The sequence below is a fragment of the Thermococcus marinus genome (assembly GCF_055389025.1).
Window position 1 is genome coordinate 1,740,100 of record NZ_AP042417.1, and the last position, 14,267, is coordinate 1,754,366.

Below are 14,267 nucleotides of genomic sequence, written 5' to 3' on the forward strand. Positions count from 1 at the left end.
CCCGCCCGCTTCAGGAAAACTTTTAACGTTCGGAGGATTATCGTGGGAGAGAGTAAGAGGTGAGTGTCATGTGCGGAATCATCGGCTACATCGGCGACAGGAAGGCCTGTGAAGTAATCGTCAGGGGCCTGAAAAGGCTCGAATACCGCGGTTACGATTCCGTCGGCGTTGTAACCGAAGAGGACGGAAAGCTGTATATCAAAAAAGGTGCCGGAAAGATTGATGAAGTCGTTGAGAGGCTCAACCTGCTCGACATGCCCGGAAAGCGCGGCCTCGGACACACCCGCTGGGCCACCCACGGCGTCCCGAACGATATTAACGCTCATCCCCAGAAGGACTGCACCGGGAAGATAGCCCTCGTCCACAACGGTATAATTGAGAACTTTGCGGAGCTAAAGAAGGAGCTGCTTGAAAAGGGCCACGCCTTTGAGAGCGACACGGACACCGAGGTCATAGCCCACCTGATAGAGGAGGAGCTTAAATCGAGCGGGAGCTTTGAGGAAGCCCTTAGGAAGGCCCTTCTCAGGCTCAAAGGCTCATTTGCCCTCGGCGTAATCTACACCGAGGAGCCGGATAGGATTTACTTCGTCAGAAACGAGAGCCCCCTCGTTCTCGGAATCGGGGAGGGCGAGAACTTCGGGGCGAGCGACGTCCCGGCTTTCCTTGAGTACACCAACAGGGTCGTTTTCCTCGATGACATGGAATATGCCATCGTTACGAAGGACTCCTGGGTGGTTAAGAAGCTTGAGACAGGCGAAGAGGTGGAGAAGGAAGTCCAGACCGTAGAGTGGACGCTTGAGATGGCGGAGAAGGGCGGCTTCCCGCACTTTATGCTCAAAGAGATATTCGAACAGCCGAGGGTTCTGAGGGACGCAATCCACGGGAACGCCGAGATAATCCGGGACGTGGCTAGGGAAATAGCGAACTACGACAAAATATTCATCGTCGCCATGGGGACTTCATACCATGCGGGCCTCGTCGGAAAGTACCTCCTCCAGAGGCTTGCCAAGAAAGTCCCGTTCGTCGAGGACGCCAGTGAGTTCCGCTACGAGTTCGAAGACCTCGTTGATGAGGACTCCCTCGTCATAGCGATAACCCAGAGCGGTGAAACTGCCGACACGCTCGCGGCGATGAAGCTCGCGAAGAAGAAGGGGGCCAAGGTCTTAGCCATCGTCAACGTAGTCGGGAGCATGGCGACTAGAATAGCCGATTTAACGCTCTACACCCACGCGGGGCCCGAAATCGGTGTGGCGGCGACCAAGACCTACACGACCCAGCTCGCGGTTCTGACGATGCTCGCCATCGAGCTGGCGAGGGTTCTCGGAACCGCCGACGAGGAGTACTTGAAGGGGCTCGAAGAGTCCCTAAGGGAGGTTCCAGACCTCGTTGAGGGCAGCATCTTAAACCTCAGCGAACCGCTCAGGGAGCTTGCAGAGAGCCTTAAGGACAGAGAGGACTTCTTCTACATAGGCAGGGGCATAGGCCTTCCGACGGCGTTAGAAGGTGCCCTGAAGCTCAAGGAGATAAGCTACATCCACGCGGAAGGGCTGAGCGCAGGGGAGCTCAAGCACGGGCCTTTAGCCTTGATTGAGGACGGCGTCCCGGTCGTAGCGATAGCACCGAACGGGAAGACCTTCGACAAGATGGTGAGCAACATCGAGGAGGCGAAGGCTAGGGGGGCCTACGTAATATCCATCGGCTCCTCTGAAAAGCTGCGTGAGGTATCGGACACGTTCATCAGGATGCCCGATGTTGACGAGGTTTTAAGTCCAATCCCCTACGTCGTCCCGCTCCAGCTCCTCGCGTACCACCTTGCCGTGCTGAGGGGCAACGACCCCGACAAGCCGAGGAACCTTGCGAAGTCCGTTACAGTTGAATGAGGTGATTGGAATGGTGAAGACTGAGGCTAAAAAGAGGCAGGAGAATGGAAGGGGGAACAGCTCTTCCCTCTCAGCGTACTACCAGAAGTTCAAGGCCTATGGACTCCCCCTGATAGCCCTCCTGCTCGCGTATCTGGGCTTTAAACTGAGGAACGTGACGTCCAACTACAAGACCTTCCTCGACCCCGACACTTTTTTCCACTATGAGATGTACAAGATAGCCATCAATGAGTGGATTCCCAAGTATTTCGCATATGCCAATCCGCCCACAGGAATTAAGGCCAGCGGCTACCTCGGCCTCTATACCGTACAGGCGTTCTTTTACAAAGTCGTCTCGGCGTTCGGATACGACCAGCTCGGGGCCTTCAAGCTCTGGCCGCCCTTCGTCGGTGCGATGACAGTCATAGCTGTCTACCTCCTCGGGAGGAAGCTCCACTCCAACTGGGCCGGCGTATGGGCAGCCGCCTTCATGATGTTCTCCTACGCCAGCTTCAGCAAGACCTACTCCGGCAACAACCGTGGAGAAGGGCCGTTCATGATGTTCTTCCTATACGCGGTGCTATTCCTTATGATATACCTCGACGAGAAGGAGTGGAACTGGAAGAAGGTGCTCTCAGGAGTGCTCTTCCTCGCGACCAGCGTCCTCTACATGGCAGTCTGGACCGGAAGCCAGTTCGGTGTCGGAATACTCCTGCTCTTCGCGGGCCTTACTGTGGTCGTCTTCTTCACGTTCGGCATGATTCCACAGCTGAAGAAATTCACCCAGGACTTCTTCCCGCTCTACGGACTTTCGCTTGTTCTCGGTATATGGCTCTCCGGCATCGGGTTTATCGGGATTAAGAGCTTCCTTATCTTCGCCTTCGAGAGCCTTATGGCGCTAAGTGCGCTCGTTGCAGTGATGCTCTACGGTGAGAGGCTTGGCCTCAACTACTCCGACAAAAAGCACCGCTTTGGGACGGTAGTGGCCATAGCGGTTCTCGGCTTCCTGGCGTTCTACGCGTACTTTGGCAGGGAGCTCTTCAACTTCCTCGGCGGCGCCACCCAGTCAAACCCGCTCTACCAGACCGTTGCCGAGCTCGCAAGGACTGATTGGGGGACAATAATCAGCTATTATAGCATTGGAATTCAAAAGGGAATTGTAGTAGGTGCTATAGCACTTTTTGGTTTGGTAATTTTATTAATACAGCTCATAGAACAATTAAAAGAAAACAACTCCCCCGTGACACAAGGAATATCAGCAGGGATAACACTTGGAGTCATATTAACTTACGTGTATTATTTCAAGGAGTACCCAAACGTAAAGCCTCAAGACGGGCTGTTATTCTTGATTTCAGTAAGTGGATTTGGCATTGTACTATTGAGACTTACAATACAACTAGCTAAGGGTAAACCAACAGAGAAAGAAATTTTCCTCGTCAGCTACTACGCCGGCTCTATATACCTGCTCTTCATGGCGGTCAGGTTCGTGTTCCAGGCCTCTGGAGCCATACTCCTCCTGGCTGGCGTCCCGGTTGGAGAGGCCTTCCTGTTCGTCGAGAACATGAAGGAGAGCCTCGGCACCAAGGCCCTCTACGCGGCGCTCCTCATCCTCCTATTCCTGCCTGTTCCGGTTATAGGTGCCCAGCACATGAATGATATAGCCAAAAGCTACGCAAGGAGCCAGGGCTCCGTTCCGGCTGACTGGGTGAACACGCTCAGCTGGCTCAGGGAGAACAGCCACCCGCTCGACAGCGCAACCAGCTGGTGGGACTACGGGTACTGGATTGAATCCAGCCTGCTCAGCCACAGGCGCTCCGCCACCGACGGCGGCCACGCATACGACAGGCGCTACATTGTTGCGGACTTCTTCTCGCACTACGGAAACGAGAGCGAGCAGGACTTTGAGGCGTGGGGCCTCAACTACATGATAACCTGGCAGCAGGACATAGGAAAGTTCAACGCCATAAGCTACCTCGGCGGCGCCATCAACCACTACGAGCAGACGCACATTCCGATGTTCCAGGCCATATCAACACAGCAGATTCAGTACGCCAACGAAAGCGGCAGGCTTGCCGTTTACATAGCATCAGGAAACAGCGCGTACCAGCCGCTGGCGACCATTGACCTCACCACGGGGCAGGTAATAGGCGGCAGGGGGGACATACCTTACGTCCTCTACATCTTCGGCAACTACGGACTGCTGGCGTACCAGAAGATAGCCTTCAGCAACTTCGTTCAGCTGGCTTTCCACGTTCCGTACTCCCCGGACCCCTGGGAGTCCCAGAAGCTGTTCGCCAACTTCAAGCCGGTGTATAGCAACGGCGGCGTTTCGACCTACGAGTTCAGGCCGTTCGCAGTTTACAGGATAGACAGGTACGAGAACGACACCTGGAAGACCGTTTACACCACCCTCGGCGGCGGAAAGCTCCAGCCAGGGGAGCAGAAGCTGAGGCTCTGGATTTCGGCCTTCGGAAGGGACATAAAGGACGCAAAGCTCGTCTTTGAGGCATACAACGGAACCGAGCTCATAAAGAGAGAGGTTCTCGCAGAGGGCCTCAGCATGGACTACCTGAACGAGACCCCCGTTGAGGTGACCCTCACGATACCCAACGCCACCGGCTACCGCCTCGTCCTCATCCAGGAGGGCCCAGTTGGAGTGCTCAACGGGGCACCGAAGGTCAACGGGAAGGTAGCCAACCCGAGCTACATACTCGGCGAGGGCCAGAGCGGCCAGCTTGAGCTCAAGGCCGCGTTCAGAAAGGACTACGACAGCGTGAAGCTTACCCTCAGGGCGAGCATAGTCTACTACGTTGCCCCCAACGGCAAGGACATAGAGAAGGACGACTTCTACCTCGAGCCCCACCAGGACATCATAACCTACGTTCCGGTCAAGGAGCTGAGTGTCAAGGAGGGCAACAACACGATAGTCGCTCAGGCCAGCATGCCCGAAAACGTCTTCGGCAAGTACATCCAGGAGCTCCACAAGAAGTACGGCAAAGACAAGGTCATCATCGTCGGAAAGAGGATAGAGCCGATTTTCATCACACAGAAGGAGTATGTAATTTGGGAGGGTTAATCCCTCACTATTTTCATATCCTCCAGCCTTTTTAGCCCTTCTTTTTCCGCTGTTTTGACGATGCCTGGAACGAACTCCGAGCGTGGTTTGAGGATAATCGCCTCAACCCGGTCGAAGCCGAGCTTCTTCAGGGCAAAGGCCCTGTGGTGGCCGTCTATGATGTAATACCTCCCACCGTGCGGTATCACGATTATCGGGGCGTCATACCCGTGCTTTATCTCCTGGAGAACCAAGAGGAGCTTTCCCTCGCTGAGCTCCACCTGGGTGGGGACGAGATTCTCAAGGGAGACAAAGGCCCGCTCAAGGTCAAACCCAATGCCGTAGATTGCTTCGTATTCCCTCCTTATCCGTTCGGCACGTTTGAATGCCCCTTCCCGTGTGATGAGGCTTATCTCGCTCACCCTTTCACACCCCTAACGGCGATAAACGCGGCTATGTTTTTGCATCTTTTGTAGCACTTCCTGTCAGCCTTCTCCGCAAGGCCGATAAACGGCCAGAACGAGGGGAAGAGTATTACACCAGCGCTCTCCACCTCTTCGAAGCCCGCGTTCTTCAGGAGAGCTTCCAGCTCGTTTGGGGTGTAAAAGCGCGCATAGCGGCAGGCAGTCCCGATAAAGACGGCTTCCACCCAGGGAAAGAGATAGAGCCCCACGACGGCCATTGACCACACCCCAATGGGAAGAGCGGACGTGAAACACCTTTGCGACGGCATGTGGGAGAATTAAACAGAAACCCTTAAAGCAATTACCACGTAATTACCCAACGATGATGAAAAGTGCTGGAAGTTGAACCCCAGGAATACTACCCACTCATACACAAGCTCTTTGTATCGGAGATTGTTGAGGCAGTTGATACTTTAGGCGCAAGTGTTAGGAGGATTAGAGCTAAGGTCAGGGAAGGAAAAAGAGTTCTCTTCCTAACCTTTGATGTCGATGTTGTCAGGTACAGCCTCAGCAGCGTGGTTGACACTGAGACTATTGTCCAGGGAATACTTGAGAAACGTATCCAAGAGGCCAATTCATCGTTTGGAAAGCTCTATGGGTTCAGGTTTGTTCTTGAATCTGTAACGATAACCGAAGACGTGCCAAGAAGAGAGAAACGAGAAGATGCCCGGCTAGTAGTGAGCGGGCCCCAGGAGATGGAAGACGCCCTGCGGCGCCTCGGCAGGGGGCTTATGATAACCCTGAAGGAATGGAACGTGCCCCTGACGTCAATCACTGTGACGACTGATGACCTAATTTCCCCGGAGACCGTCTCCATAGTCCTCAAACTTGCGGAGCAGATAGAAAAAGCTGAGAAGGACAGCCTCAAAAGCTCCGTCGAGACCAAGGCCAGGAGCTACGCAAAGGCACTGCTCCCAGAGAGGCTCAATATACAGGTCAAGGTTCTTGACCCAAGCGACAAGAACATTGCCCAGGTTATGAAACGTGCAAAGAGCATAGAGAAGGAGATAGAGGAGCTTACTAAGAACGAAGACCTGAAGAAGCTCATGGAGGCCTTAGGTAAGTCTCTCTAGCCCTTATGTAGTCCAGCAGCGGCTGAATCCTCTTCCAAACTTCCTCGACGCCCCCGTCACCATCAACCCTGACGTAAATCCCCTTGTTTCTGTAGAACTTTATTATCGGCTCCATGTTTTTTGTGTAAATCCGGTACCTCTTCTCAACGACTTCGCGCCTGTCGTCCCGCCTCTGAATCAGCTCCGAGCCGCAGACGTCACAGACCCCAGGCTTCTTGGGTGGGTTGTATTTGACGTGGTAAACTGCGCCACAGTTCGGACAGATTCTCCTTCCGCTTATCCTCTCGACGCTGGTTTCAAGGTCTATGAAAATCTCAAGGGCCAGGTCAAGCCTTATCCCGTGGTCGTATAGGTAGCTCTCAAGGGCCAAGACCTGCTCCGGAGTCCTTGGATAGCCGTCGAGGATGAAGTTCTCCCTCTGACGCCTCAGCCGGGAGATTATAAGGGTGTTGATGATCGTGTCTGGAATGAGCTCACCCCGGCTCAGGTAAGCCTCCATTTCCTTCCCAATCGGAGTTCCCCGCTCTATCTCCTTTCTAATAAGGTCGCCAGAGGATATGTAGGTCAGGCCGTAGCGCTCCACTATCCTGCGGGAGTGCGTGCTCTTTCCGCTTCCGGGAGGGCCGAAAATCAGAATGTTCACCGCGCACCACCATTAAACATTTATGCACACGAGTTGAATAAACTTTTGGTGATGGCCGTGAAGCTGAGCACCGGTTACGTCCGGGCAAGCGGGTACGCGCACAAGGTAAGGCGCGTTCTATTCGCCCTGGCTAGGAAGAAAGTCGAGCCAAAGGAGATTATCCGCGCCTCGGCCGAGCTCAACCAGAGGATTTTCGAGGAGTTTCAGAGGCTCAACGTCTCGAAGGAGGACGTTGTGAGGATTACCGTCGATTTCCGAATCAAGGACGGCTCCATCGTCTGGGACTATGACTCTCTCAGGATTGAGGTCTACAGGAAGGGTGAAGAAGAGAGGCTCGCGAAGGCGATGGAGGAAGTGGAGGAGCGCGAGAGGGAACTGGAGGAGAAGATCAAGGCCATCGAAGAGGTTGCCCTCAACCTCAAGAAGCTCACGGACGAGCTAATCGAGAGGATTGAGGAGCTGAAGCAGGAGCACACTTCCCTGAAGCTCAGGGCGGAGGAGTGAGCGAGTCAAGGAAGATGTTGACGTAGGCGACGACGTGCGAGGCGAGATAGCTCTTTTTCCCGACGCTCACCTTTTCCGCTATTCCCGCTAAGAATGTCTCGTCCTCCCGGCTCAGTCCCTCGTGGTCGCCGAGGACGAAGGCGACGTTGCTCCCGAAGGAGGCCTTCTCTATCGGCTTTCCCTCCTCGTGGAGGTAGTAGAGCCTTGAGTTCTTGAGCGTCAGCCTGATGACGTCTTCAAAAGTCCTGTTGCTCACGTAGAGGCCAGGGTAAACCTCAACCTCCTTCCCAGGCTCTTTCAGTCCCTCACCGGCCTTGAGGGCCTTCATTATGAGCTTCGCCGTGCTCCTCTCGTCCGGGTTGAGGCGAACTTTAAGCTGGGGCCCCTCGAAGCGCATGGCCTTCGGTGGGTTCGGCGGGCCGTAGAGGAGGAGCCAGACGCGGACATTTTTCCGGAGGCCGTGGGAGAGCAAAAAGGCCGAGTTGAGAAACCTGCAGAGGACGTCTATCCTTCCGCTCGTGCCAGGTAAATCGCTCAGCTTGAAGTCGGGGCTCGTCTTGGCTCGGTTGGCCTTGATTATGAAGGTTCTCAACTCACCGCCTCCCGTGCCTCTCGTACCAGCCCCACTCCTTCTTCGGCCCGAAGGCCCTCACGCCCTTCTTGGTGAGCGTTATCCTGAGCTCTCTCGCTATTTCGGGTGTTATCTCTCCCCTGCTCTCCATCCAGTTGATTATCTCTAGAGCCTCTTCGTCGGTCTCGCACCGCCTGAGGAAGTCTATCACCGTAGGCTCATAGCCCGAGAAGTCCATTGGCTCGGCGAGCTCCTCTCCCTCTTCCTCGTCGGTCCTGAACGCGTCTATCGGGATTCCCCCCTCTTCAAGCTCCCTTGCAAGGGCCGGGAACTTCTTCTCAAACTCCTCCCTGTCGTACTCCTGCCAGGCGAAATCATCAACGGCCCTTCTCTTTTCCTTTCTCTCCTTCTCTTTAACCATACCCCGCACCTAACCCCAGGTCGGACCGTGGGTTTATAAACTCTCAGTGGGAGGGGCGGATATGAAGGGTTCCTACTTCCTCATAATCAGGCTCGATAGGGAGAAGGTGATACGGACAAAGGGAAGAGCCTTCGAGCTCAGGCCCGGTTACTACGTTTACGTTGGTTCGGCCATGAACTCCCTCGAAAAGCGCGTCGCGAGGCATTTCCGGAAGGAGAAAAAGCTTCACTGGCACATAGACTACCTCCTAAAGGAGGCGGGGCTTCTGAGGGCGTACCTGATTCCCAGCGAGGTCAAGCTTGAGGAGAAGCTCTCGCTGGAAGTTTCCCGCTTCGGCGAGCCCGTTCCAGGCTTTGGGGCCGGGGACGTTAAGGTTGGCACGAACCTCTACCGCTTTGATGACGAGCCGGACGGGACTCTAGAGGGAATCCTTAAGGAAATGGGCCTGGACTGGAAAACCGTTAAAAGCGATGAAGAAATAACGGAAATACGGTGGTAGTATGGGAACTGTCATCGAGGCCGTCTACGACGGCAAGACGTTCAGACCCCTAAAGAAGGTTAACCTCCCCAAGGGGGCAAAAGTTAGGGTCATCGTGGGCGAGACGATATGGGACCTGCTTGAAGAGATTGAGGGAATCCCCGTCGAGGCAAACGTCGAGGAAGTGCTTGATGATGTCAGGGGGAGGAAAAGGGTTCGTTATTGACACCAACGTCATAGTGGGGGCCTTCTTTTATGGAAAGGACTATCCCCAAGTTAAAAGCAGAGAAGCCCTTCTCAAGAAATGCAGACTAGTGCTCGGCCTGTTAAAGGAAAAAAACGTTGCAGTCCCCAGAGTAGCCGTCGTTGAAGTTATAAGTGTTGTGAAAAGGATAACAGGAGACATAACCCTGGCTGTTAGGCTTGGAAACGCCGTTGAAACGTCGTTTGAAGTGGTCTCAGAGGATAAAATCTATGAAACTGCCAAGGAAACAGCCTCCATCGTCGCACCTTCTGGATTCGATACATATTTTCTGGCCCTTGCCCTTGCGAGAGGCTACCGCCTGATAACCCGCGACAAAGCACTCTGCACACATTCAAAGAATTTGGGTGTCCCCTGCCTCTTAATTGAAGAATCAACTGACGACGACACGATTAAAGAATTTTTGGAGGGATAAAGATGCTCGAAATAGGTAAGGTTGAGCGCTACATTCACGAGAAGCTGAAAAATGAGAAGCTCCACTTCGTCCTCCTCGACCCCGACGACGTCCCGCCGGGGACAGCCGGTAAAATAGCCGAGATGAGCGAAGAAATTGGCGTTGATGCAATAATGGTCGGCGGCTCGACTGGGGCAGAAGGTGAAGTGCTCGACGGAGTTGTTAAAGCAATAAAGGAGTCCTCAGGCCTGCCGGTTATCCTCTTCCCAGGCTCGCACGGCGGGATAAGCAAGTACGCGGACGCGATATTCTTCATGAGCCTCCTCAACTCAAGAAACCCATTCTTCATAACTGGCTCTCAGGCATTGGGGGCCTTTACGGTCAAGCGCTACGGCATAGAGCCTATTCCGATGGCGTACCTCATCATCGAGCCCGGAGAGACCGTCGGCTGGGTCGGCGATGCGAAGCCGATACCGAGGCACAAGCCGAAGATCGCCGCCGCGTACGCCTTAGCCGGCCAGTACCTTGGCATGCGCCTCGTTTACCTTGAAGCGGGTAGTGGGGCACCGCAGCCCGTTCCGCCCGAGATGATTGCCCTCGTTAAGCGCGTTATAGACGTCCCACTCATCGTTGGCGGTGGAATAAGGACGAAGGAGCAGGCAAGGCAGGCCGTCGAGGCCGGAGCGGACATCATCGTCACCGGAACAGCAATAGAGAAAGCCGGTTCAATTGAGAAAGCGAAGGAGAAGCTGGAGGAGCTGAACTCAGGGGTTAAGGGATAATCGTTTTCTTCCACTTTCATCTCACAGGACACAATAAGAAAAGCCGACTTACTTCCATAAAGGACGAGGCTTGAAAAGAGAAACGTCAGGCCTCGGAGAGCACCTTGAAGGATATCTTTCCTTCTTTTACAAGCTTCTTAAGCTCCTGAGCGAGGTCTATGCCCCCCACAAGCTCCATCTTGATCTCGGACATACCCCTCGCGTCGGGCGGGTGGAAGTGTATGTCCCTAATCCTGCCCGACACCTTGGATAGAAGACGGCCTAAAATGTTCCCCCTTTCACGGTAGGGGATTTTGAGGTCCACTTCAAGGATTTGCATATTCATCACCGTTTTATTATTAGAAAAAAGTCCTATAAAACCTTTTTCATGAGCGAGAATTATCGTTCTTCGCCAAAAATATTCCCGACAGTTATCGAAAACGGCAAGCCTTCGGTAAAGTTTTTATCATAACGTTTCCATTATTCTCTGGTGGTACCTATGAGAGCGTTTATCTCCCTCGACCTTGAGGGGCTCCCACACGTCGTCAGCAGGGAGCACCTCTTCGTGAAGGGCGCCCTCTATGCGGAGGCCAGGAAGATAGCGACGGAAGTTGTGATGGCCGTCGCGAGCACACTCCACGACGAGCTTGGTGTTGATGAGATCGTCGTAGCAGACAGCCACGGGCCGATGGTGAACATCATCGTGGAGGAAATGCCCGGATACGTCCGGCTGGTAAGGGGCTTCCCGAGGCCCCTAAGCATGGTCGCCGGAGGAAAGGGCGCGGACTTCGCGATGTTCCTCGGGTACCACACCAAAGCCGGAACCGCAGGCGCGACCTTCGACCACACCTACAGCGGGGCCACCGTTGACAGGCTTGAGGTGAACGGGGTCGAGGTCAGCGAGACAATCCTCAACGCATACCTGCTCGGAGAGTGGGGCGTCCCCGTTGCCATGGTCGCCGGGGACAAAGCGTTGATAGAGACCGACGTTAAGAACCACCTCCCGTGGGCCGTTGGCGTCCCGATAAAGGAGAGCTTCGGCAGGTATTCGGCAGTGAGCCCTGGAATGGAGGGAATAAAGAAGCTTCTCCGCGAGGGAACCATTGAGGCATTCAGGCGCCTCGAGCGCGGAGAGGTTAAGCCGCTGAAGACCAAAACGCCGGTCGAGGTCAAGCTCCGCTTCCTCAACAGCGCCCACGCGGAAGTCGCCGGGCTGTTGCCCTTCGTCGAGAGGCTCGACGGAAAGACCGTCCGCTTTGAAGCAAAGAGCGTCGAAGAGGCCTACAAGACCTTTGAGGTCCTCGTGTTCGCGGCCGCGGGCGTCACCTCGATAGTGAACCGCTAACGATTTAAGCCCGCCCTCGAAATTAAGAGTGCCCCCGGGAAACCGCGGGGGATGAGCGCCTCGGCGAGCCGTGATTCCCCTTCGCTCCCCGGGGGCACATCCTTCACCCTCTTCTGGAGAGCGCGATGTCATACTTCAGACAGCCGGCCCAAATTAGACCTCCGCTGACAGAGCTTAATCCCAATGTATGTGAAAGTTCATTCAAGTTAACAAATGGGCTTAACTATCCTTATCTCGTCAACTATATCCTTTTTCGAAGACCTTATATCCTCCGAGCCGAAAATTCTTCGAGGTGATATTGATGGAAGCCAAGGGTGGCTATTGGGGAAAGATTCTGAGGGTCAACCTGACGACAGGAGAGATTAAGGTCGAGCCTCTCCCGGAGGAGTTCCCGAGGAAGTACCTCGGCGGCGTTGGATTTGGAACGAGACTTCTCTACGACGAGGTTCCCGCAAAGGTAGACCCCCTCGGACCTGAGAACAAGATGATTATAACCCCTGGTCTCTTCGTTGCCACGGGAATCGGAACCGGCTCAAAGACAGCGTTCAACTTCAAGAGCCCGCTCACCGGCGGTTACGGCAGAGCGATGGCAGGAGCGAAGATGGGTGAGGAGCTTAAGAAGGCCGGCTACGACGTCCTCATTATCGAGGGCAAGAGCGAGGAGCCCGTTCTTCTCGTGATTGAAGACGATGACGTTAAGCTCGTCCCGGCCAAGGAGTACTGGGGCCTCACCACCGGCGAGGCAAGGAAGAAGGCTAAGGAGGAGTATCCGGGCTTCGCCACCGCTTTCATTGGCCCCGCTGGAGAGAACCTCAGCCTCATCTCAATCATAGACACCGACGAGAGGCAGGCCGCTCGCGGTGGCCCTGGTGCAGTTCTCGGAAGCAAGAAGCTCAAGGGAATCCTCGTCAAGGGAACCAAGAAGGTACCGATTGCCGAGCCTGAGAAGCTCCGCGAGCTCATCAAGAAGTGGGCGCTCGTCTTCAAGGACCACCCCGCGACCAAGGCGGACATGGAGTACGGAAGCGGTGAGTTCCTCGACTGGATGAACAGGGAGAGGGGAACCTTCCCGACCAGGAACTGGCAGATGGGCTTCTTCAAGAAGGCCTACGAGAAGGCCAAGGAGGAGGGCAGGGAGCACATAGGCCTTGACCCGTACTTCTGGGCACCGAAGTACCGCGCCGGCAGGAGGCCGTGCCCGCTCTGTAACAAGCCGTGCAGCCAGTACGTCAAAGTCGAGAGCGAGAAGTGGGGCACCTTCATGGTGGACGGCCCCGAGTACGAGACCCTCTACTCCTTCGGCGGAGTCCTTGAGCTCGACGACTTCGAGACCGTCGCGTATCTCAACTACCTCGCCGACCAGCTTGGTCTCGATTCGATTTCAGCCGGCGTCACAATCGCATGGGCCATGGAGGCCTACGAGAGGGGCATTCTCACCAAGGAGGAAGCGGACGGCCTCGAGCTGACCTTTGGAAACGGCGAGGCCGCTGTGGAGGCCCTCAGGAAGATGGCCTACCGCGAGGGCAACCTCGGAAAGCTCTTGGCAGATGGTGTCAAGAGGGCAAGTGAGCGCCTAGGCAGGGGAAGCGAGAAGTTCGCCGTGCACGTCAAGGGTATGGAGCCTCCAGCGTATGACGTCAGGGGAATCAAGGGAATGGCGCTCGCCTTCGCGGTCAGCGTCCGCGGTGCCGACCACCTCACGAGCGGTGCCTACGGAACCGAGCTCGTTGGCAAGTGGTGGAAGTTCGAGGGCGTTGACAGGACCAAGGGCGAGAACAAGGGATTCGAGATTGCCTTCCACGAGAACCTCATGGCAATCTACGATGCAACGGGAACGTGCAAGTTCTCAAGGCACATGTACTTCCTTGAGGGCTTCCCCGAGCTCGTCGAGGCTGTCACAGGCATGAACATCGGCGAGGCCGAGCTGATGGTCATCGGCGAGAGGATAATGAACATCGCTCGCGCCTTCAACGTCCGCGAGGGCTTCACCAGGAAGGACGACACGCTCCCGTACAGGATTATGTGGGAGCCGATTCCTGAGGGCCCGAGCAAGGGCCTCCACGTCCCGCCATGGGAGCTCGACAGGATGCTTGACGAGTACTACCAGGCTCGCGGATGGAGCAGGGACGGAATCCCGACCAAGGCCAAGCTCATGGCCCTCGACCTGCCGGACATCGCGGACGACATTGGAGCGGGAATCTGAAGGTTTTTATCCCCTCCCCTCTTATTCTCCCAGGTGAAGGAAATGGACGAGAAGCTCAAGGCCTGCAAGAACTGTCGCTGGTTCGGGCCGATTGACTCCTACTTCCTGACCTACGGAATGTGCAGGAAGCACATGAAGACCGTCCACATGAACTTCGTCTGCGACGACTGGGAGCCGTTATGGGGGACGCAGGAAGAACAGGGAGGAAAAGAGTAGTATAACCGTGGTTATACT

General features: G+C 55.2%; 17 protein-coding genes. 11 read left to right on the plus strand and 6 right to left on the minus strand.

The features are described from left to right. Positions 1-68: 68 nt before the first annotated feature. Both glmS and ACZ5ER_RS09615 read left to right on the plus strand, forming a co-directional pair. Positions 69-1,880, plus strand: a complete 1,812-nt coding sequence (glmS, locus tag ACZ5ER_RS09610) for a glutamine--fructose-6-phosphate transaminase (isomerizing) (RefSeq protein WP_464934314.1) — start codon at positions 69-71, stop codon at positions 1,878-1,880. Between the two features lie 10 nt (positions 1,881-1,890). After that, positions 1,891-4,935 (plus strand): peptide transporter, encoded by a 3,045-nt coding sequence (locus tag ACZ5ER_RS09615; RefSeq protein ID WP_464934315.1) that lies wholly within the window; start codon positions 1,891-1,893, stop codon positions 4,933-4,935. Here the strand turns inward: ACZ5ER_RS09615 and ACZ5ER_RS09620 are convergent. After that, entirely contained in the window at positions 4,932-5,336 is a 405-nt protein-coding gene (locus ACZ5ER_RS09620) for a ParB/RepB/Spo0J family partition protein (protein ID WP_464934316.1), read from the minus strand. The genes ACZ5ER_RS09615 and ACZ5ER_RS09620 overlap by 4 nt on opposite strands. Continuing rightward, positions 5,333-5,596, minus strand: a complete 264-nt coding sequence (locus tag ACZ5ER_RS09625) for a hypothetical protein (RefSeq protein ID WP_464934317.1) — start codon at positions 5,594-5,596, stop codon at positions 5,333-5,335. The genes ACZ5ER_RS09620 and ACZ5ER_RS09625 overlap by 4 nt, the downstream gene beginning before the upstream one ends. A 114-nt stretch (positions 5,597-5,710) precedes the next feature. Here ACZ5ER_RS09625 and ACZ5ER_RS09630 point away from each other — a divergent pair, with 114 nt between their 5' ends. Then, entirely contained in the window at positions 5,711-6,451 is a 741-nt protein-coding gene (locus tag ACZ5ER_RS09630) for a hypothetical protein (protein WP_464934318.1), read from the plus strand. Here ACZ5ER_RS09630 and ACZ5ER_RS09635 read toward each other — a convergent pair. Further along, on the minus strand, positions 6,423-7,094 hold the full coding sequence (locus tag ACZ5ER_RS09635) for an adenylate kinase (protein ID WP_050003713.1): 672 nt from the start codon (positions 7,092-7,094) through the stop codon (positions 6,423-6,425). The genes ACZ5ER_RS09630 and ACZ5ER_RS09635 overlap by 29 nt on opposite strands. A gap of 51 nt (positions 7,095-7,145) precedes the next feature. Between ACZ5ER_RS09635 and ACZ5ER_RS09640 the strand changes: the two genes are divergently transcribed. Next, complete coding sequence (locus ACZ5ER_RS09640; protein WP_050003982.1) at positions 7,146-7,598, plus strand: single- stranded DNA-binding family protein; 453 nt, start codon at positions 7,146-7,148, stop codon at positions 7,596-7,598. Here the strand turns inward: ACZ5ER_RS09640 and trmY are convergent. Together trmY and ACZ5ER_RS09650 are read right to left on the minus strand one after the other, a co-directional pair. Beyond that, positions 7,582-8,190 carry a tRNA (pseudouridine(54)-N(1))-methyltransferase TrmY gene (trmY, locus tag ACZ5ER_RS09645; RefSeq protein ID WP_464934319.1) on the minus strand — a complete coding sequence of 203 codons (609 nt, stop codon included), beginning with the start codon at positions 8,188-8,190 and terminating at the stop codon, positions 7,582-7,584. The two genes, ACZ5ER_RS09640 and trmY, sit on opposite strands and share 17 nt — an antisense overlap. Position 8,191: 1 nt before the next feature. Continuing rightward, on the minus strand, positions 8,192-8,590 hold the full coding sequence (locus tag ACZ5ER_RS09650; RefSeq protein WP_464935192.1) for a DUF2095 family protein: 399 nt from the start codon (positions 8,588-8,590) through the stop codon (positions 8,192-8,194). Positions 8,591-8,651: 61 nt separating this feature from the next. On the opposite strand from ACZ5ER_RS09650, the gene ACZ5ER_RS09655 reads away from it, so the two are divergent. Genes ACZ5ER_RS09655 through ACZ5ER_RS09670 form a run of 4 tightly spaced genes read left to right on the plus strand, consistent with a single transcriptional unit; the run spans position 8,652 to position 10,506 of the window. After that, entirely contained in the window at positions 8,652-9,089 is a 438-nt protein-coding gene (locus tag ACZ5ER_RS09655; protein ID WP_464934320.1) for a GIY-YIG nuclease family protein, read from the plus strand. A 1-nt stretch (position 9,090) separates the two neighbouring features. Further along, entirely contained in the window at positions 9,091-9,294 is a 204-nt protein-coding gene (locus ACZ5ER_RS09660; protein ID WP_050003717.1) for an antitoxin family protein, read from the plus strand. Continuing rightward, positions 9,260-9,745, plus strand: a complete 486-nt coding sequence (locus ACZ5ER_RS09665) for a PIN domain-containing protein (protein ID WP_050003718.1) — start codon at positions 9,260-9,262, stop codon at positions 9,743-9,745. Before ACZ5ER_RS09660 ends, ACZ5ER_RS09665 begins: the two co-directional genes overlap by 35 nt. Positions 9,746-9,747: 2 nt before the next feature. Further along, a complete protein-coding gene (locus ACZ5ER_RS09670; RefSeq protein WP_050003719.1) occupies positions 9,748-10,506 on the plus strand; it encodes a phosphoglycerol geranylgeranyltransferase in 759 nt (252 codons plus the stop codon). Positions 10,507-10,591: 85 nt separating this feature from the next. On the opposite strand, the gene ACZ5ER_RS09675 is transcribed toward ACZ5ER_RS09670, so the two are convergent. Further along, a complete protein-coding gene (locus ACZ5ER_RS09675; RefSeq protein WP_050003720.1) occupies positions 10,592-10,825 on the minus strand; it encodes a hypothetical protein in 234 nt (77 codons plus the stop codon). Positions 10,826-10,984: 159 nt separating this feature from the next. Here ACZ5ER_RS09675 and ACZ5ER_RS09680 point away from each other — a divergent pair, with 159 nt between their 5' ends. The 3 genes from ACZ5ER_RS09680 to ACZ5ER_RS09690 all read left to right on the plus strand — a co-directional run bounded on the left by ACZ5ER_RS09680 (position 10,985) and on the right by ACZ5ER_RS09690 (position 14,249). Next, the gene (locus tag ACZ5ER_RS09680; protein WP_050003721.1) at positions 10,985-11,830 is read left to right on the plus strand and encodes a M55 family metallopeptidase; all 846 of its coding nucleotides are present in this window, start codon (positions 10,985-10,987) and stop codon (positions 11,828-11,830) included. A gap of 301 nt (positions 11,831-12,131) precedes the next feature. Continuing rightward, a complete protein-coding gene (locus tag ACZ5ER_RS09685) occupies positions 12,132-14,033 on the plus strand; it encodes an aldehyde ferredoxin oxidoreductase family protein (protein WP_464934321.1) in 1,902 nt (633 codons plus the stop codon). A 33-nt stretch (positions 14,034-14,066) separates the two neighbouring features. After that, on the plus strand, positions 14,067-14,249 hold the full coding sequence (locus tag ACZ5ER_RS09690; protein WP_464935238.1) for a hypothetical protein: 183 nt from the start codon (positions 14,067-14,069) through the stop codon (positions 14,247-14,249). Positions 14,250-14,267: the final 18 nt, after the last annotated feature.

Bases quoted from the DNA above. Each gene is read 5' to 3' on its own strand.
- ACZ5ER_RS09625 (WP_464934317.1), bottom strand. From the start codon at position 5,596: ATGGCCGTCGTGGGGCTCTATCTCTTTCCCTGGGTGGAAGCCGTCTTT.
- ACZ5ER_RS09615 (WP_464934315.1), top strand. From the start codon at position 1,891: ATGGTGAAGACTGAGGCTAAAAAGAGGCAGGAGAATGGAAGGGGGAAC.
- ACZ5ER_RS09665 (WP_050003718.1), top strand. From the start codon at position 9,260: ATGATGTCAGGGGGAGGAAAAGGGTTCGTTATTGACACCAACGTCATA.
- ACZ5ER_RS09680 (WP_050003721.1), top strand. From the start codon at position 10,985: ATGAGAGCGTTTATCTCCCTCGACCTTGAGGGGCTCCCACACGTCGTC.
- ACZ5ER_RS09660 (WP_050003717.1), top strand. From the start codon at position 9,091: ATGGGAACTGTCATCGAGGCCGTCTACGACGGCAAGACGTTCAGACCC.
- ACZ5ER_RS09650 (WP_464935192.1), bottom strand. From the start codon at position 8,590: ATGGTTAAAGAGAAGGAGAGAAAGGAAAAGAGAAGGGCCGTTGATGAT.
- ACZ5ER_RS09655 (WP_464934320.1), top strand. From the start codon at position 8,652: ATGAAGGGTTCCTACTTCCTCATAATCAGGCTCGATAGGGAGAAGGTG.
- ACZ5ER_RS09675 (WP_050003720.1), bottom strand. From the start codon at position 10,825: ATGCAAATCCTTGAAGTGGACCTCAAAATCCCCTACCGTGAAAGGGGG.
- glmS (WP_464934314.1), top strand. From the start codon at position 69: ATGTGCGGAATCATCGGCTACATCGGCGACAGGAAGGCCTGTGAAGTA.
- ACZ5ER_RS09670 (WP_050003719.1), top strand. From the start codon at position 9,748: ATGCTCGAAATAGGTAAGGTTGAGCGCTACATTCACGAGAAGCTGAAA.
- ACZ5ER_RS09640 (WP_050003982.1), top strand. From the start codon at position 7,146: ATGGCCGTGAAGCTGAGCACCGGTTACGTCCGGGCAAGCGGGTACGCG.
- ACZ5ER_RS09685 (WP_464934321.1), top strand. From the start codon at position 12,132: ATGGAAGCCAAGGGTGGCTATTGGGGAAAGATTCTGAGGGTCAACCTG.